We start from the raw sequence: 16,496 nt of genomic DNA, 5'->3' as shown, positions 1-16,496 counted from the left end.
CCCGCCGCGCCCCCGGCGGCACCCCTGGATGCCCGCTGGATGCCCGCTAGATGCCCGCGCCGGTGCGCCGGAGCACGCGCAGGGAGTCCGTCACCGAGACCTCCTCGAAGGCGCCGGAGGCCAGCGCGCGCAGGTAGATCCGGTACGGGGCCTGGCCGCCGTCGGCCGGGTCCGGGAACACGTCGTGGATCACCAGCGTGCCGCCCTCCGCGACGTGCGGGGCCCAGCCCTCGTAGTCGCCGGTGGCGTGCTCGTCGGTGTGGCCGCCGTCGATGAAGACGAAGCCGAGCTTGCCGCCCCAGGCCGCGGCGACCTGCGGGGACCGGCCGACGATCGCGATGACGTGCTCCTCCAGACCGGCCCGGTGCAGGGTGCGGCGGAAGGTCGGCAGGGTGTCCATCAGCCCGATCTCCGGGTCCACGACGCCCGGGTCGTGGTACTCCCACCCGGGCTGCTGCTCCTCGCTGCCGCGGTGGTGGTCGACGGTGATCGCGGGGACGCCCGCCTCGCGGGCCGCGTCGGCCAGCAGGATGGTGGAGCGCCCGCAGTACGTGCCGACCTCCAGCAGCGGCAGCCCGAGGCCGGCGGCCGCGGCGGCCGCCTCGTACAGGGCCAGGCCCTCGCGTACGGGCATGAACCCCTTGGCGGCCTCGAAGGCGGCGAGGGTCTCCGGCTTGGGGGCGGCGGCTGCCATGGGTGTTCCTCCGGCGGTGAGCGGGTGTGGCGGCCCATGGTGCCCTACTGCCCGGTAGGGCACCATGCCGGGGTCGCTGCCGTCGCGCTGCCGCTTCAGGGGGTGGCGTTGGCGCAGATCGCCTGGACGGTGAAGTCCACCGTTCCGGTGCTGTCGTTCTGGATCACCCCGTCCCAGCGGGTGTTGTCCTCCCCGGGGACCGTGCCGGACCTCACGACGTGGGTGTCGGGGCCCTGCGGGTTCACGTAGACGCCCCCGCCCGTGACCTTTTTCCCGTCCGGGCAGCGGAGTGTGATGCCGCAGGTGGCGTCCCGGACGCATTCGTTGGTCCGCGAGACCACCTCGTAGCCCGTGAGGCCGCCGCCGGACCCGCTGGTGGACTGCTGTGCGCTCTGGGAGCAGTTGACGTTCTGGGTGCCGGTGAAGGTGTTGCCCGCGCCGGCCTGGCCGGTGGGGAAGCAGGCGACGGTGATGGACGGCAGGTCGAGGAGCGACAGCAGAGAGTCGCCCTCGGCGGCGTGGGCGCTGCCCGCCCCGAGGAGGAGCGCGGTGACGGCGGCGGCCCCGCAGAGAGCCGTCGGCCACTCGGTGAGCTTCATGGCAGTGCCCTTCAGCTTGCGGCGTCCGCGCAGACGGCGTACGCCCTGTAGCGGAGACCTTCACTTGCGGTCGGGAGGCAGGCCGCACCGATCGCGGGGTTGTCGAGGGCCGACAGGAGGTCGTCGTCGGCGGTCGCCGTTCCGGCGGAGAGGACGACCGCCGGGGTGGCGGCCGTACAGAGGGTGGCCAGAGTCCGGGTGGGCTTCATCCGTGAGTCCCCTTTTCCGGCTACTTGAGCAGGCCGCCGAGGGCGGTGGAGTTCGTCGGGGCCGGGGAGAGGCCGGTGAGGAGGCCGGAGACCTGGCGCTTCGCGTCCTTGACGGTCGGCGTGAGGAAGCGCAGGGACAGCAGGTTGTCCAGGCTGAGGGGGCCGGCGGCCCGGGTGCCGGCGGAGGGGGCGGGGGCGGCCTGGGCGGTGGGGGCGGCGGCGAGGCCGATGGCCAGGGCCAGGGCGGCGCCGGACACGGCGCGGGCGAGGTTGAGGTGAGCCATGACCGCCCCAACGGCCGCCGTCCCGCCCGGTTGTGGGGTGGGGGCCGGGCGGGTCCGGGCTTTCGCCCGACTGGCGGTCCGGACTGGGCCGTCCGGGTGGCTCAGTCGAGGTCGTACTCGAAGGTGTAGGAGACGGACTGCTCGCCGTGCCGGGCGACGAAGCCGCCCGTGCCGCGCAGGCCGGTCAGCTCGCCCGTGCCGGAGCCGGGGACGACCGTGAAGGAGCAGCGGGTGGTGCCGTCCTCGTGGAAGGTGCCGTGCTCCTCCAGGGCGAAGCCGCCCTTGCGGCCGTCGAGGCTGCCCGTGAGCAGTTCCGCGCCGGAGTAGGAGCCGGTCGTCGCCGTCAGGTACGCGATCGTGTAGGCGCAGACGGTGCCGGCGGCCTCGATGCCGCCGGAGAAGGTGTTGGCGACCGTGGCCTGTGCCAGCCGGGGCAGTGCGTCGGCGGGGCCGGCGGGACGCTCCTCCCAGTCGGCGTAGGTGAAGTGGCCGGTGGTGGTGCGCGTGGGCATGGGGGTCCTCCCGTCGGGGCGCGCGGGGCCTTCCCCCGTGCTGTGACCAGCCTGGACGCGGTACCTGACACCTCTTGTCAGGTACCGCGGACAGAATGGGCGCATGCGCGCCGACCGGCTTCTCTCCCTGCTCCTGCTGCTCCAGAACCGCGGCCGGATGACCGCCCCGGAGCTGGCGGCGGAGCTGGAGGTGTCCGTCCGCACGGTGTACCGGGACGTCGAGGCGCTCGGCGCGTCCGGTGTCCCCGTACGGGCCGACCGGGGGCCCGCGGGCGGGTACCGGCTGATGGACGGCTACCGGACGCGGCTGACCGGGCTCACCGACGCCGAGGCGGCCTCGCTGTTCCTGGCCGGGGCGCCGGGGCCCGCGCGGGAGCTGGGGCTGGGCGCGGTGCTGGCCACCGCGCAGCTGAAGCTCCAGGCCGCGCTGCCGGCCGGGCCGGCGGACCGGGCCCGGCTCGTGCGGGACCGCTTCCACCTGGACGCGCCCGCCTGGTTCCGGGACGCCGACCCGGTGCCGCACCTGGCCGCGGTGGCGGCGGCGGTGTGGGAGCAGCGGGCGGTGCGGGTGGAGTACCGGCGCTGGTCGGGCGAGGTCCGGCAGCGGGAGCTGCATCCGCTGGGCGTCGTCCTCAAGGGCGGCATCTGGTACCTGGTGGCGGCGCCGGCGGGGGAGGGCGTACGCACCTACCGGGTGTCGCGGCTGCTGTCGGTGGAGGAGACGGGGGAGGGCTTCGGGCGGCCGGCCGGGTTCGAGCTGGTGGCCTACTGGGAGGAGTCCTCCCGGCGCCTGGAGGCGGCGCTCCGGCAGGGGGTGGCGCGGCTGCGGGTCTCGCCGCGTGCGCAGCGGCTGCTGCCGGTGCAGTTCGGGGCGCCGGGGGCGCGGGCGCTGGAGGGGGCAGGGCCGGCGGACGGGGACGGCTGGGCGGAGGTGGAGCTGCCGGTGGAGTCGCAGGCCGTGGCGGTGGGGGACCTGCTCCGGCTGGGTGCGGAGGCGGAGGTGCTGGGCCCGCCGGAGCTGCGGGCGGCGGTGGCCGCGGCGGTGGCCGTCCTGGCGGGCCGGTATGCGATCCCCGTACCGGGGGCGGGAGTTGACGGCTCTGTATGATCCCCTCCCGTACCTGGGGAGGGCGCGAGGCATGGAGCCGTTGGGGCCGTCGGGGCCGTCGTACGTGGGGCCGTTCCGTGTGCTGGGCGTGCTCGGCGAGGGCGGTATGGGCCGCGTGCTGCTGGGCGCCGCGCCGGACGGGCGGCTGGTCGCCGTCAAACAGGTCCTCGCGCGGTTCGCCGACGACGACGGGTTCCGGGCCCGGTTCCGGCGGGAGGTCGCCGCGTCCCGGAAGGTCTCGGGGGCCTATACGGCGGCCGTGATGGAGGCCGACGCGGACGCGCGGACCCCTTGGCTGGCCTCGGTGTTCGTCTCCGGACCCTCGCTGGGGGCGGCCGTCGAGGCGGTCGGGGCGCTGCCCGAGGAGACCGTACGCCGCCTCGCGGCCGGGCTGGCGTCGGCCCTCGCGGAGATCCACCGGGCGGGTCTGGTGCACCGGGACCTGAAGCCCGAGAACGTCCTGCTCGCCGAGGACGGGGTCCGGGTCATCGACCTGGGCATCGCGCGGGCCGCCGAGAGCGGGGCCGACACCCGGCTGACGCACACGGGGCTGGTGATCGGCTCGCCGCCGTTCATGTCGCCCGAGCAGGCCGAGGGGCGGGAACTGACTCCGGCGAGCGACGTGTTCTCGCTGGGCTCCGTGCTGTTCCTGGCCGCCACGGGGCGCAAGCCGTTCGCGGGCTCGTCGACCCTCATGACCCTGTACGACGTGGTGCACGCGGAGCCGGACCTGGCCGCGGTCCCGGCGGGACTGCGGCTCGCGGTGGAGCGCTGCCTGGCCAAGGATCCGGCCGCCCGCCCGGCCCCGGCGGAGCTGCTGGGCCTCCTCGGGCCGGTGGTCCCGGCGGGGCGCTTGCCGTGGCCTCCGGCCGTGCACCGGCTGATCGCCGAGCAGGGGGCGGCCATCGACCGCCTGCTGGGCGGCGCCGCCGAGCCCCCGGCCGGGGAGGCGGCCCGGCCGGCCGAGCCGGAGGCGCCGGCGCCGGCGCCGCCCGCCGCGGCCCGGCCCGCGGCGACGCTCGTGGCGGAGCCGGAGCCGGAGCCGGAGCGGGCCTCGGATCCGCGGGGGGCCGGGGGGCCGGCCCTCGTGCCCCTGCCGGAGGAACCGCCCGTCACCGTCGACGCCCTGGCTCCCGGGCCGGGCGGGCGGTCTTCACGCCGGAGCGTGCTGCGCGTGGCCGGGCCGCTGGTGGCAGCCCTCGCCCTGGTGGGGGCCGGTGTCGGCGTATGGGCGTACGGGCAGCAGTCCGGCGGGTGGTGGGGCGAGAAGGTGCACACGAAGCTGAGCCGCTGCGACGAAGTGGGCGCCAAGCTGCCGCTGCCGTCCGGGGTGGACCGGGCGCCGACGCTGGACACCGTCCTGCCGGAGCGCGGGGCCGGCCCCACCACCTCGGTGCGCTGCTACTGGTTCGGCGAGGGGAAGCCCCGCGTGATCGCGGAATGGGCCCTGAAGCTCGACGCCGAGAACAGCCGGGACACGGTGGAGGAGCAGCGCAAGCGGCTCGCCGCGGACCGGAAGACGGCGGAGACGGCCGCGCGGTCGGTGGTGCAGACGGAGGTGGAGCTCGGCGACGAGACGCTGTGGAAGGACAACTGCGAACTCGTGGTCCGTGACGGGAACCTCCGGCTCTCCGTGTGGAGCGGAGGCGATCCGGGTGGGAGCGGGCAGGCAGGGAGCGGCTCCGGCGCGAGCGAGTCGCCCGCCGCGCCGCCCGAGTGCCGGTCGGAGGCCGTGGCGATCGCCCGTGCCGCCCTCGCGGCCGTCCCGGCCGGCTGACGGGTCGGGCCGGCGCGGGTGGCTGGTCCCGGTGGGGCGGGTGCGGGTGGGTGTGCCGCTGCGCGGGGCGAGGTCCCCTACCCGCCCTTCCACCGTTCCCAGGGGCTCCGCCCCTGACCCCGATACCGGGCGCTGCGCGCCCGCTGCGCTCAAACGCCGCGCGGGCTGCGGCGCTCGCGGACGCACGCCGGGTGGGGGTGGGTCCGCCGGAACGGGGGCCGGTGCGTTCGCCCGTGCGGGCTGCCTGCCCGGGGCCGTTCGCCCGCGCCGCCCTCGCGGCCGTTCCGGCCGGCTGACGGGTCGGGCCGGGCCGGCTGACGGGCCGGGCCGGCGCCGGCGTTCGGGGACGCAGGCCGGGCGGGGGCGGGTCCGCCGGAACGGGGGCCGGTGCCGTTCGCCCGCTCCATCCGCGTGCCCGGGGGCGGTTGCCAGTGCGGGACACGTGCCCGGGGGCCCGTTCAGCGCCCGCCGGGAGGCGTGAGGCGGCGGGGGTTGCTCGTGCCGCAGGTCAGGCAGACCAGCCAGTCGCGGAGTTCGCCCGTGTCGGTCTCCCAGGGTTCGCCGGCGGCGTTGGAGTCCTCCTCGCCGCAGAAGAAGCAGGTTCCCTCGTCGCCCTCCAGGCGCCGCATCGGGCGCAGCGGCCGGTCGGCCCCCCGGCGGTAGCCCAGCCAGTCGCATCCGGTGCACTGCCACCACTGTTCGGGCCTCGGTGACGGCGGTGCACCGCCCCAGCGGTTGCGGAGGTACGAGACGCTCAGCACCGTCAGCGCTCTCCCGCAGCGCGGGCAGTCCGGGTTCATGGCGACAGCCCACCGCAGCCCCGCCCCCGGCGCAAGGGGCGTACCGAGAAGGGGCCGTTTCTGACCTTCCGTCAGATTGAAACGTGTTCTAGTCTGCCGCGCATGGGCATCGGAATCACGCAAGAACAGCGGGAGTTGGCCGACGCCGTGCGCGGCTGGGTGGCCCGGGCCGTACCGCCCGAGGAGGTGCGCAAGCTGCTCGACGCCCCGCCGCAGGCGGGTGCCCGGCCCGGCTACTGGGACGGGCTGGCCGCGTCCGGGCTGCTGGCGCCCCACCTGGAGGGCGGGACCCTGCTGGATCTGGCCGTCGTGGTGGAGGAGGCCGCCCGGGCGGCGCTGCCCGGGCCCTTCCTGCCGAGCGCGCTGGCCTCCGTACTCCTGGACCGGGCGGGGGCCGAACCGCTCGACGCGCGGGTCGGGGCCGTCGCCCTCGGGGCGGGCGGTGTCACCGCCGTCGCCGCCGAGGGGGGCGGATGGCGGCTGGACGGGGTCGCGCCGCCCGTGCTCGGCGCCGCCGAGGCCGACCTCGTGCTGCTCGCCGCCGAGACGGACGGCGGGACCCGCTGGTACGCCGTGGACGCCGCCGCGCTGGAAATCCGCACCCACGAGAGCGCCGACCCCACCCGCCCCACCGCCGAGGTCCGCGCCCGTGCCGTCACCGTCCCGCCCGGCCGGCTGCTGGAGCTGGACCCCGGCCTCGTCCGGGACCTGGCCCGCACCCTGTTCGCCGCCGACGCCTGCGGCACCGCCGCCTGGGCGCTCCACACCGCCGCCGAGTACGCGAAGACGCGCGAGCAGTTCGGCAGCCCCATCGGCCGCTTCCAGGGCGTCAAGCACCTGTGCGCCGACATGCTGGTCCGCCTCGAACAGGCCCGCGCCCTCGCCTGGGACGCCGCGAACAGCGCGGGCGACACCGCGGGCGACACCGCGCCCGAGCGTGCCGCCGGGTCCGACGCCGACACCGACGCCGGGCCCGCCGGTCAAGCCGCGCAGGCGCGTTCGCTCGCCGCTGCCCTCGCGGCGGCGACCGCCCTCGACGCCGCCTGGTCCTGCGCCAAGGACTGCATCCAGATCCTCGGCGGCATCGGCTTCACCTGGGAGCACGACGCCCACCTCTACCTGCGCCGCGCCCTCGTCGCCCGCCAGCTCCTCGGCCCCGGCGACGCCCACCGCATCCACGCCGTACGCCTCGCCGCGGCCGGCGCCCGGCGCGAGCTGCGCCTCGAACTCCCGCCGGAGGCCGAGGCCCACCGGGCCGCCGCCCGCGCCGCCATCGCGGGGGCGCGCGGCCTCGACCCGGCCGCCGCCCGCCGCGCACTGGCCCCCACCGGCTACGCGGCCCCCTACCTCCCGCCGCCGTACGGACTCGGCGCCGGACCCGTCGAACAGCTCGTCGTCCAGCAGGAGCTGAAGGAGGCCGGGGTCAGGATCGCCGACCTCGGCATCGCCACCTGGGTGGTGCCCTCGCTGCTCGCCTACGGCACCGACGAACAGCGCGCCGCCCACCTCCTGCCGGCCCTGCGCGGGGACACCACCTGGTGCCAGCTCTTCTCCGAGCCGGGCGCCGGCTCCGACCTGGCCTCGCTGCGCACCCGCGCGGAGCGGACCGCCGACGGCTCCTGGAAGGTCAACGGGCAGAAGGTGTGGACGAGTTCCGCGCACACCGCCGACTTCGGGATCCTGCTGGCCCGCACGGACCCGGCCGCACCCAAGCACAAGGGGCTCGGCTACTTCGTCGTCGACATGAAGAACACCCCCGGCATCGAGATCCGCCCGCTGAAGGAGATCACCGGCGAGGCCCTCTTCAACGAGGTCTGGTTCGAGGACGCCGTCCTCCCCGCCGACGCCCTGGTCGGAGCGGCCGACGGCGGGTGGAAGGTCGCCCGCAACACCCTCGGCAACGAACGCGTCCACATGGCCGACCAGATGACCTTCGACACCGGCCTGGAGGCGCTCATCGCCCGCTCCGCCGGACTCGACGACTCCTACCGGGCCCGCATCGGCGCGCTCGCCGCCGAGGCGCACGCCCTCGCCTGCATCGGCCTGCGGACCACCCTCCAGCAGGTGTCCGGGCTGGAGCCGGGCGCCGGGGCCTCCGTACGCAAGCTCGTGCAGACGCCCCACCAGCAGCGGACCGCCGAACTGGCCCTCGAGCTGCTCGGCCCGGCGGGCGCGGTGCGCGAGGGCGCGGGGGAGCGGGCGGTCCACGGGACGCTCATGTCCCGCTGCCTGACCATCGCCGGGGGCACCACGCAGGTCCAGCTGAACGTCGTCGCCGAGCGGATCCTCGGCCTCCCCAGGGACTGAACGACCAACGGACACGGACGAGGAGTCACGGAGATGAAGTCGTACATCGTGGGCGTCGGCATGACGAAGTTCGAGAAGCCGGAGTCACGGGACTGGCAGTACTGGGACATGGTCAAGGAGGCCGGCGGTGCGGCGCTCGCCGACGCGGGCGTGGACTACGGGCTCGTCGAGCAGGTGCCGGCCGGCTACTGCTTCCAGCCCTCCACCGCCGGGCAGCGGGCGGCGTACGAACTGGGCCTGACCGGGGTGCCCGTCTACAACGTCAACAACAACTGCGCGACGGGCTCCACGGCCCTGATGATGGCGCGGCAGTTCGTCCAGGGCGGTCTGGCCGACTGCGTGCTCGCCGTCGGCTTCGAGAAGATGAAGCGCGGCGCGCTGGGCGGCGGGGCGGACGGCGGCGGCGACTTCAAGACGTCCCCGGTGGCCCGGCACTACGGGATCATGGCGGCCGCGCACGGCTTCGAGATGTCCCCGCCCACCGCGCAGATCTTCGGGAACGCGGCCCGCGAGCACATGGAGCGGTACGGGACCACGCCCGCGCAGCTGGCGGCGGTCGGCGCCAAGAACCACCGGCACTCCGCGAACAACCCGAACGCGCAGTTCCAGGACGTGTACACGGTCGAGGAGGTCCTCGCGGCCAAGACCATCCACGACCCGCTGACCAAGCTCCAGTGCTCGCCCACCTCCGACGGGGCCGCGGCGGCCGTCGTCGTCTCCGAGCGGTTCGTGGTGGCCCACGGGCTGCACGACAAGGCCGTCGAGATCATCGCCCAGGCGATGACCACGGACACCGCCGAGAGCTTCGGCGGCTCCTGCATCGACGTCGTCGGCAAGCCGATGACGGCCGCCGCCGGCCGCAAGGTCTACGAGGACTCGGGGCTCGGCATCGAGGACGTCGACGTCGTCGAGCTGCACGACTGCTTCTCCGTCAACGAACTGCTGACGTACGAGGCGCTCGGCATGTGCGCGGACGGGGCCTCCGGCAAGCTCGTGGAGAGCGGCGCGACGACGTACGGCGGGCGGTGGGTGGTCAACCCCTCGGGCGGCCTGATCTCCAAGGGCCACCCGCTCGGGGCGACGGGGCTCGCGCAGGCGGCGGAACTGGTGTGGCAGCTGCGCGGCGAGGCGGGCGCCCGCCAGGTCCCCGGCGCCCGGGTCGGGCTCGCGCACAACATCGGGCTGGGCGGCGCGGCGGTGGTGACCCTGCTGCGGAAGTAGCTCACGCGGGGGGGGGGGGGCTTCCGCGGGTCGGGACCGGACCAGGACGCGGTACCGGGCGTCCCGGTCCCCCGGTTCCCGGTCCCCCGGTTCCCGGTTCCCTGGTCCCGGTCTCCGGCCCGGCCCGGCGCGGTCCAGTGCGGCACGGCACGGCCCGGTCCCCGGCCGGGTCCCCGGCCCGGTCCGGTTCGGCCTGGTCCGGCCCCGGTCCGGCCCCGGTCCGGTCCCGGCCCGGGGCGGCCCTGGTTCGATTCGGTCTGGACCGGTGCGGTCTCGGGCGCCGGGTACCCCTACGCGGGCACGAGCCGGGGCATCAGGCGCAGGGCGTTCTCCCGGTTGACGGCGCGGCGGAGGGCGGGTGTCAGCGCCGGGTCCGCGGCCAGTGCGGGGACGGCGATGTCCGCGACCATGTCGGCGGGGCAGGCCGGCCAGTCGCTGCCGAACAGGATCCGGGCGGGGTCCACGGTGGCCAGCAGGGTGCCGGCCGGGGACATCGGGCCGGCGGTGTCGTAGTAGAAGCGGTGCAGGTGGTCCCGGACCGCCGCGGGGTCGACCGGGGGGTCGAAGGAGCCCGCGAAGGCCTCCAGCCGGGTTGCGATGTGCGGGAGGAACCCGCCGCCGTGCGGCAGGATCACGGACAGGTTGGGGAAGCGGTCCAGGGTCCGGTTGCGGATCATGTTGGCGGCGGCGCGGGTGGTGTCGAGGAGGAAGTCGCACAGGAAGTTCGGCACCCCGGGCACGGTCACCCCGGGCGGCCCCCCGGCCCCGGGCCTGCCGGCCGACGAGGGGGCATTGGCCGCCCCCGAGCCCCCCGGCCCGCCGGCCGAGCGCTCCGCGTCCCGGGCGCCGGGCCCGCCGACGGCGGTGGAGGTACCGGGCGCTCCCGGCCGGGCGAGCCCGTACGACCCTCCTGGCCCCGCTGCTCCCGGGCCGCCGACGGCCGTGTGCGCACCGGGCCCGCCCGCGGCCCCTGCCGCATCCGGCCTGCCGCCCGCAGGGCGCGGCCCCATGGCCCCGGCCCCGGGCCCTCCGGCCGCGCCCGGTCCCCCGGTGTCTCGGGGCGCCCCGTGCCCCCGGGCCCCGGGGGTGCTGCCCGCGCCCAAACCCCCGGTACCCCCGGCCCCCGCCGGTACGGCCGGGAGGTTGTGCGGGTGGGTGTCCACCACCGCGGAGCGTTCGTCCAGTTCGGCGAAGATCCCGTCGTACACGGGGTCCCCCAGGTACACCCCGCCGTAGTTGGCGGTCACGTTCACGCCGACCGCGCCGAGCTCGTCCAGTCCGTGGCGCAGGGCCCAGGAGGACACCTCCAGGTCGTCCAGGAACAGCGGGGTGTGGAAGAAGAACCGGCCCGGATGCGCCTCGACGGCCTCCACCGCCGCCCGCAGCGTGACCGTGACGGCCTCCCGCAGCTGCGCGGAGCTCTCGTACCGCGCGGGCAGCATCGGCTTGAGCACGGCCGTGGCGATCCCGGCCCGGTCCATCAGCGCGAGCGCGGACTCCGCGTCCCAGTGGGCCCACGGCGGCAGCGCCCGGGGGTTCACCAGCCCCTGCGCCTCGCCCCACTCCCGCCACTGCGGCGCGCAGAAGTGGTGGTGGACGTCGATCACCGCCCGGCTGCCGTCGTCCTCGTCCTCCGCGACCGGGGCCGGGGGCGGGGCCGTGGAACCGGTCGGTGACGCACCGCCGGCGGTGAGACCGCCGGCACCGTATTCCGGCATGCGCGCATTCCCTCTCTTCGGGCCGCGGAACGGGATCAGCGCACACCTTAGGGCGGGCCCGGGCCGGCGTCGCCCGGACATTCCCGAGGGGGAGGATTCGGCTCCGAACGGGTCAACGCGGTTTTGCCTTCATTCGGCCCAGGGAAAGGAGCCGACTGTCAATTCCGGGTTACCCGAGAGGTATGGGCGCGTGACGACTGAACCGACGGTGGCAGTGGGGGACGGACCCGCCCTCGAAGACGCGGTGGCGGCGGTGACGAAGGGTACGCCGGAATACCGGCAGTGCCCCTATCCGGTCTACCGGTCGCTGCGCGAAGGGGCCCCGATCGCCCGGCTGACCCCCGGCCACGGGGTCGACACGTACCTCGTCACCCGGTACGAGGACGCCCACGCGGTCCTCGCCGACCACCGCATCGGCAAGGACATGCACGAGGCCATCGACACCTACCACGCCCTCTTCGGGGACGCGTGCGAGGCGCTCGACGACAACCTCCTCTTCGCGGACCCGCCCCGGCACACCCGGCTGCGCCACATCGCCAAGACCGCCTTCACCCCGCGCCACGTCAAGGACCTGCGCCCGCACATCCAGGAGCTGGTGGACGGGCTGCTGGACCGGTGCCCGACCGACGAGCCCGTCGACCTGATGGCCGCCTTCGCCCTGCCGCTGCCCGTCATGGTCATCTGCGAGCTGCTCGGCATCGTCGGCGACGAGCGCGTCGAGGTGTTGAAGTGGTTCGCCCAGGTCACCCGTTCCCGCTTCAGCCGGGACCTCAAGCACGAACTGGTCGAGGCCGAGCACTGGCTGCGCGACTACTTCACGGACCTGATCCACCGCACCCGCGCGCACCCCACCGACGACTTCCTGAGCGTGCTCGCGGAAACACCGCACGACGAGGAACCGCTGACGGACGACGAACTCGTCTCGATGATCTGGGTGCTGCTCTTCGCCGGGCACAAGACGACCACCCTCCAGATCGGCAACTGCGTGTACAGCCTGCTGACCAATCCGGAGCAGCTGGAGGCCGTCCAGGCGAACCGGGAACTCCTGCCGCAGGCGATCGAGGAAATGGTCCGTTTCGAGGGATCGGTGGAAACCTCCACTTTCCGTTACGCGCTGGAGGACGTGGAAATCGGCGGGACGCTCATTCCGCGGGGAGCGGTCGTGCAGATCGCCCTCGCCTCGGCGAACCGCGACCCGGAGAAGTTCCCCGAGCCCGACCGGCTCGACGTCACCCGCGAGGGGCTCCAGGGCAACCACCTCGGCTTCGGCTTCGGGGCGCACTACTGCCTGGGCGCGCCGCTGGCCCGCCTGGAGCTGGAGATCTGCCTGACCTCGCTGCTGGACCGCTTCCCGGACATGGTGCTGGCGATGCCGTCGGCGCACGGCGGCGACTGGCTGAAGGGGCCGTTCCCCGCCTTCCGGGGGCTGGAGCGGCTGCCCGTGGCGCTGGACCCGTCGCGGACGGTCGACGACTGGACCAAGCCCGCGGGCTGAGCCCCCGCAGGGGCGTTGCGAGGCCCTCCGCCGGTGCCGGCGGAGGGCCTCGGGGCTGTCGGCGGTCTACGGACCCGTGAGCGCGGGGTCGATCACCGTCTCGCCCATGGAGGCGCGGCGCACGCAGTCCGCGAGGTCCTCGACGGGGCCGTCCCGCAGGACCAGTCCCGCCGCGCCCGCCGCCAGGGCCGCCTCCGGCAGGCCGGGGTGGGCCGAGCGGGCGGTGACCAGGACCCGGCACTCGGGATCCTCGGCCAGGAGGGCGGTCACCGCGGCGACCTCCTCCACCAGCGCCACCTCGGGCCGGGCCGCGGGGGAGTCGACCACCTCGATGTCCGGCTGGAGGCCGAGCAGCAGCGCGAGGGCCGGGTCCGGCGGCTCCAGCAGGACGCGCAGCGAGCGCGCGGGCCGGTGCGTCACGGGCATTTCGTCCACCGGCGAAGCGTAACCGCCGGTGCCCGCCGCGGCGGGCAACACGCCTCGGCCAAAGGTCATCTGACGTGAAGTCAGGAGTCTTCCCAAGTGCTGGGGCGTGCGTTATACATGCCTTCAGCCGATGCTAGAACGCGTTCTAGAACGCGTGCGGCGTCCGGCTCCGCATACGACCTCGGTGCGGCCGACGGTGCGGACGGCCGTGCCGAGGTCTTCCAAGGAACCGAAGGAGCAGCATCCTCATGCCGATCGATGCCGCGAGGGCCCTGGCCGCCGAACCCCGACAGGGGAACATCGGCTGGGACCACAAGGACATCCAGCTCTACCACCTCGGCCTCGGAGCGGGCACGTCGCTGAACGGGCAGAGCCTCGCCACGGACCCCGACGAGCTCCGCTACACCCTGGAGTCCAAGCTCCACGTCCTGCCCAGCTTCGCGACCGTCGCCGGAGCCGGAATGGCCATGCTCGGCGGCCTCGCCGCCCCCGGCATCGAGGTCAACCTCGCCAACGTCCTGCACGGCGGCCAGTCCATCGAGCTGCACCGCCCCATCCCCGTCAAGGGGAACGCCACCTCCTCCGCCAAGGTCGCCGCCCTCTACGACAAGGGCAAGGCGGCGGTGATCGTGCTGCGCACCGAGGTCGCGGACGCCGAAGGGCCGCTCTGGACCAGCGACGCGCAGATCTTCGTACGCGGTGAAGGCGGCTTCGGCGGCGAGCGCGGCCCCTCCGTCAAGGAGGAACTGCCCGGCCGCGCCCCCGACCGCACCGAGGAACGGGCCATCCGCGAGGAGCAGGCGCTGCTCTACCGCCTCTCCGGGGACTGGAACCCCCTCCACGCCGACCCGGAATTCGCCAAACTGGCCGGCTTCGACAAGCCGATCCTGCACGGCCTGTGCTCGTACGGGATGACCCTCAAGGCCGTCGTCGACACCGTCCTCGACGGGGACGTGTCCCGGGTCCGCGCCTACCGCACGCGCTTCGCCGGGATCGTCTTCCCCGGAGAGACGCTGCGCATCCGGATGTGGCGCGAGGAGGGCCGCGTACTCGTCTCGGTGACCGCCGCCGAACGGGACGACGCACCGGTCCTCGCCGACACCGTCGTCGAACACTCGTAGCACCTCGTAGCACCTCGTAGCACCCACTAAGGAGCCGCACCGTGCGCGCAGCACTGCAGAGCGAGATAGGCCAGGACAAGCTGGAGGTCGTCGACGACATGGAGGCCGTGGGCTTCGGCCCCGGCAAGGTCAGGATCCGCATCAAGGCCACCGGCCTGTGCCACTCCGACCTCTCCGCGATGAGCGGCGTACTGCCGCAGCCCGCCCCCTTCATACCCGGCCACGAGGGCTCCGGCGTGATCACGGACATCGGCGACGGGGTCACCTCCCACCGGATCGGCGACCGCGTCCTCGTCTGCTGGCTGCCGCCCTGCGGCCACTGCCCCGCCTGCAAGCGCGGCCAGGGTCACCTGTGCCTGGAGGCCTTCGGGAACGTCGCCACCCCCAACTTCAAGCGCGCCGCCAGCGACGTCTTCGGCTTCGCCGGCACCGGCACCTTCGCCGAGGAGATGGTCGTCCCGGCCGCCTGCGCGATCCCCATCCCCGACGACCTGCCCTTCGACATCGCCGCCCTCATCGGCTGCGGAGTCACCACCGGCCTCGGCGCGGCCATCAACACCGCCAAGGTCGAGGCCGGCTCCTCGGTCGCCGTCATCGGCTGCGGCGGCGTCGGCATCTCCGTCATCCAGGGCGCCAAGGTCCAGGGCGCGGCACAGATCACCGCCGTCGACCCGGTCGCCTCGCGGCGCGAGGCAGCCCTGCGGTTCGGCGCCACCGAGGCCGTCTCCCCGGAGGAACTGGCCGACGCCAAGAACCGGATCACGGCCGGCGAGGGCTTCGACTACGTCTTCGAGGTCGTCGGCAAGTCCGCGACCGCGCAGAAGGCGTACGAGACGACCCGCCGCGGCGGCTCCGTCGTCGTGGTCGGTGCGGGCGCCCTCGACGACAACTTCCAGGTCAACATGTTCTCCTTGTTCTTCGACGAGAAGAAGATCCTCCCGTCGATGTACGGCGGCGGCGACGTGCTCCGCTCCTACGAGCGCACCATCGCCCTGTGGCGGGCGGGCCGGATCGACCTGGAGAACCTGATCACCCACCGGGTGAACCTGGCCGAGATCAACGACGCCCTGGACCAGATGCGCACCGGCGTGGCCCTGCGCACCTGCATCGAACTCTGAGACCGCTGCTCACCGAACGCTGAGAGGAACGCCACGGATGTCACTCCCACTTGAGGGGCTCTCCGCCATCGTCACCGGCGCCGGCCGCGGCCTCGGCCGGGCCGAGGCCCTCGAACTCGCCCGGCTCGGCGCGAGCGTCGTCGTCAACGACTTCGGGCAGAGCGGCCGCGACGGCTCGGGCGAGGCCTCGGCCGCCCCGGCGGAGGAGGTGGCCGAGGAGATCCGCGCGGCGGGCGGCCGGGCGGTGGCCCACCTGGGCGACGTGGCCGACTTCGAGCAGGCCCGGGAGCTGGTCGGCCTCGCCGTCTCCTCCTTCGGCAAGCTCGACGTCCTCGTCAACAACGCGGGCATCCTGCGCGACCGGATGGTCTTCTCCATGACGGAGGACGAGTGGGACTCGGTGATCCGGGTCCACCTCAAGGGCCACTTCAACACCACCCACTTCGCCGCCGCCCACTGGCGGGAACGCTCCAAGGCGGCGGGCGGCCCGGTGTACGGGCGGATCGTCAACACCTCCTCGGAGGCCTTCCTCGGCGGTTCGGCCGGGCAGCCCAACTACGCGGCCGCCAAGGGAGGCATCGTGGGCCTGACCACCTCGACCGCCCTGGCCCTGGCCAAGTACGGGGTGACGGCCAACGCGATCTGCCCGCGCGCCCGCACCCGGATGACCGAGGACGTCTTCGCCGGCTTCCAGGTCCCGGAGGACGGCAAGCTCGACGCCCTCGCCCCCGAGCACGTCTCCCCGCTGGTCGGCTACCTGGCCTCGCCGGCCTCCGCCAAGGCCAACGGGCAGCTCTTCGTCGTGCACGGCGGGATCGTCGTCGTGATGGAGCGCCCCCGGGTGGCCGCGAAGTTCGACACGGCCAAGGAGGTCTTCTCCTACGAGGAGCTCGACGCCCTCCTCAGCCCGCACTACGACTCCCGCCCGGCGAACGAGACCTTCGCGGCGGCCGAGGTCCTGGGCCTCAAGCACGGCTGACCGCGGTGTCCGGCGGCGGGGGGGGGGGGGGGGAGCCAGGGCGCCCCCGCGCTCCCGCCCCGCGTCCGCCCAGGAAAGAGAGGGTCGCGCGCACGTCGTCCGGCCCGCGGGAGGGGAAGCAGGTCCCG

16 protein-coding genes are annotated in these 16,496 nt (G+C 74.6%); 8 read left to right on the top strand and 8 right to left on the bottom strand.

The window, feature by feature from the left end:
* Window positions 1–46 precede the first annotated feature (46 nt).
* The 5 genes from AC07A6_RS12845 to AC07A6_RS12825 form a co-directional block, all read right to left on the bottom strand.
* Window positions 47–694 (bottom strand): class I SAM-dependent methyltransferase, encoded by a 648-nt coding sequence (locus AC07A6_RS12845; protein WP_362473420.1) that lies wholly within the window; start codon window positions 692–694, stop codon window positions 47–49.
* Window positions 695–789: 95 nt separating this feature from the next.
* Window positions 790–1,293: a hypothetical protein gene (locus AC07A6_RS12840; protein ID WP_478777111.1), complete on the bottom strand. Its 504-nt coding sequence runs from the start codon at window positions 1,291–1,293 to the stop codon at window positions 790–792.
* Window positions 1,294–1,304: 11 nt separating this feature from the next.
* Window positions 1,305–1,502 (bottom strand): hypothetical protein, encoded by a 198-nt coding sequence (locus tag AC07A6_RS12835; protein WP_478777110.1) that lies wholly within the window; start codon window positions 1,500–1,502, stop codon window positions 1,305–1,307.
* A gap of 20 nt (window positions 1,503–1,522) precedes the next feature.
* The gene (locus AC07A6_RS12830; protein WP_478777109.1) at window positions 1,523–1,786 is read right to left on the bottom strand and encodes a hypothetical protein; all 264 of its coding nucleotides are present in this window, start codon (window positions 1,784–1,786) and stop codon (window positions 1,523–1,525) included.
* 101 nt (window positions 1,787–1,887) lie between these two features.
* Window positions 1,888–2,298 carry a DUF3224 domain-containing protein gene (locus tag AC07A6_RS12825; protein ID WP_478777108.1) on the bottom strand — a complete coding sequence of 137 codons (411 nt, stop codon included), beginning with the start codon at window positions 2,296–2,298 and terminating at the stop codon, window positions 1,888–1,890.
* A 103-nt stretch (window positions 2,299–2,401) separates the two neighbouring features.
* Here AC07A6_RS12825 and AC07A6_RS12820 point away from each other — a divergent pair, with 103 nt between their 5' ends.
* Window positions 2,402–3,406 carry a helix-turn-helix transcriptional regulator gene (locus AC07A6_RS12820; protein ID WP_386274833.1) on the top strand — a complete coding sequence of 335 codons (1,005 nt, stop codon included), beginning with the start codon at window positions 2,402–2,404 and terminating at the stop codon, window positions 3,404–3,406.
* 31 nt (window positions 3,407–3,437) lie between these two features.
* Entirely contained in the window at window positions 3,438–5,183 is a 1,746-nt protein-coding gene (locus AC07A6_RS12815) for a protein kinase domain-containing protein (RefSeq protein WP_478777107.1), read from the top strand.
* 458 nt (window positions 5,184–5,641) lie between these two features.
* Here AC07A6_RS12815 and AC07A6_RS12810 read toward each other — a convergent pair whose 3' ends face one another.
* A complete protein-coding gene (locus AC07A6_RS12810; protein ID WP_478777106.1) occupies window positions 5,642–5,983 on the bottom strand; it encodes a hypothetical protein in 342 nt (113 codons plus the stop codon).
* A gap of 102 nt (window positions 5,984–6,085) precedes the next feature.
* On the opposite strand from AC07A6_RS12810, the gene AC07A6_RS12805 reads away from it, so the two are divergent.
* A complete protein-coding gene (locus AC07A6_RS12805; protein WP_478777105.1) occupies window positions 6,086–8,290 on the top strand; it encodes an acyl-CoA dehydrogenase in 2,205 nt (734 codons plus the stop codon).
* Window positions 8,291–8,323: 33 nt separating this feature from the next.
* Window positions 8,324–9,511 carry a lipid-transfer protein gene (locus tag AC07A6_RS12800; RefSeq protein WP_362474477.1) on the top strand — a complete coding sequence of 396 codons (1,188 nt, stop codon included), beginning with the start codon at window positions 8,324–8,326 and terminating at the stop codon, window positions 9,509–9,511.
* A gap of 290 nt (window positions 9,512–9,801) precedes the next feature.
* On the opposite strand, the gene AC07A6_RS12795 is transcribed toward AC07A6_RS12800, so the two are convergent.
* Window positions 9,802–11,229 (bottom strand): amidohydrolase family protein, encoded by a 1,428-nt coding sequence (locus AC07A6_RS12795; protein ID WP_478777104.1) that lies wholly within the window; start codon window positions 11,227–11,229, stop codon window positions 9,802–9,804.
* Between the two features lie 190 nt (window positions 11,230–11,419).
* On the opposite strand from AC07A6_RS12795, the gene AC07A6_RS12790 reads away from it, so the two are divergent.
* Window positions 11,420–12,724 (top strand): cytochrome P450 family protein, encoded by a 1,305-nt coding sequence (locus tag AC07A6_RS12790; protein ID WP_362474471.1) that lies wholly within the window; start codon window positions 11,420–11,422, stop codon window positions 12,722–12,724.
* A gap of 66 nt (window positions 12,725–12,790) precedes the next feature.
* Here AC07A6_RS12790 and AC07A6_RS12785 read toward each other — a convergent pair whose 3' ends face one another.
* The gene (locus AC07A6_RS12785; protein WP_478777137.1) at window positions 12,791–13,150 is read right to left on the bottom strand and encodes a response regulator; all 360 of its coding nucleotides are present in this window, start codon (window positions 13,148–13,150) and stop codon (window positions 12,791–12,793) included.
* A 248-nt stretch (window positions 13,151–13,398) separates the two neighbouring features.
* On the opposite strand from AC07A6_RS12785, the gene AC07A6_RS12780 reads away from it, so the two are divergent.
* From AC07A6_RS12780 to AC07A6_RS12770, 3 genes are read left to right on the top strand one after another with little or no spacing between them, the layout of a single operon-like run.
* Window positions 13,399–14,271, top strand: a complete 873-nt coding sequence (locus AC07A6_RS12780; protein ID WP_362470784.1) for a MaoC/PaaZ C-terminal domain-containing protein — start codon at window positions 13,399–13,401, stop codon at window positions 14,269–14,271.
* Between the two features lie 41 nt (window positions 14,272–14,312).
* Window positions 14,313–15,389 (top strand): Zn-dependent alcohol dehydrogenase, encoded by a 1,077-nt coding sequence (locus AC07A6_RS12775; protein ID WP_478777103.1) that lies wholly within the window; start codon window positions 14,313–14,315, stop codon window positions 15,387–15,389.
* Between the two features lie 37 nt (window positions 15,390–15,426).
* On the top strand, window positions 15,427–16,368 hold the full coding sequence (locus AC07A6_RS12770; RefSeq protein WP_386274586.1) for a 3-oxoacyl-ACP reductase: 942 nt from the start codon (window positions 15,427–15,429) through the stop codon (window positions 16,366–16,368).
* The last annotated feature ends 128 nt before the right edge of the window (window positions 16,369–16,496 follow it).

This window comes from Streptomyces sp. NPDC044002 (assembly GCF_056434525.1).
The sequence above is the reverse complement of the archived record's forward strand: the minus strand, read 5'-3'. Positions and strand labels throughout refer to the sequence as shown.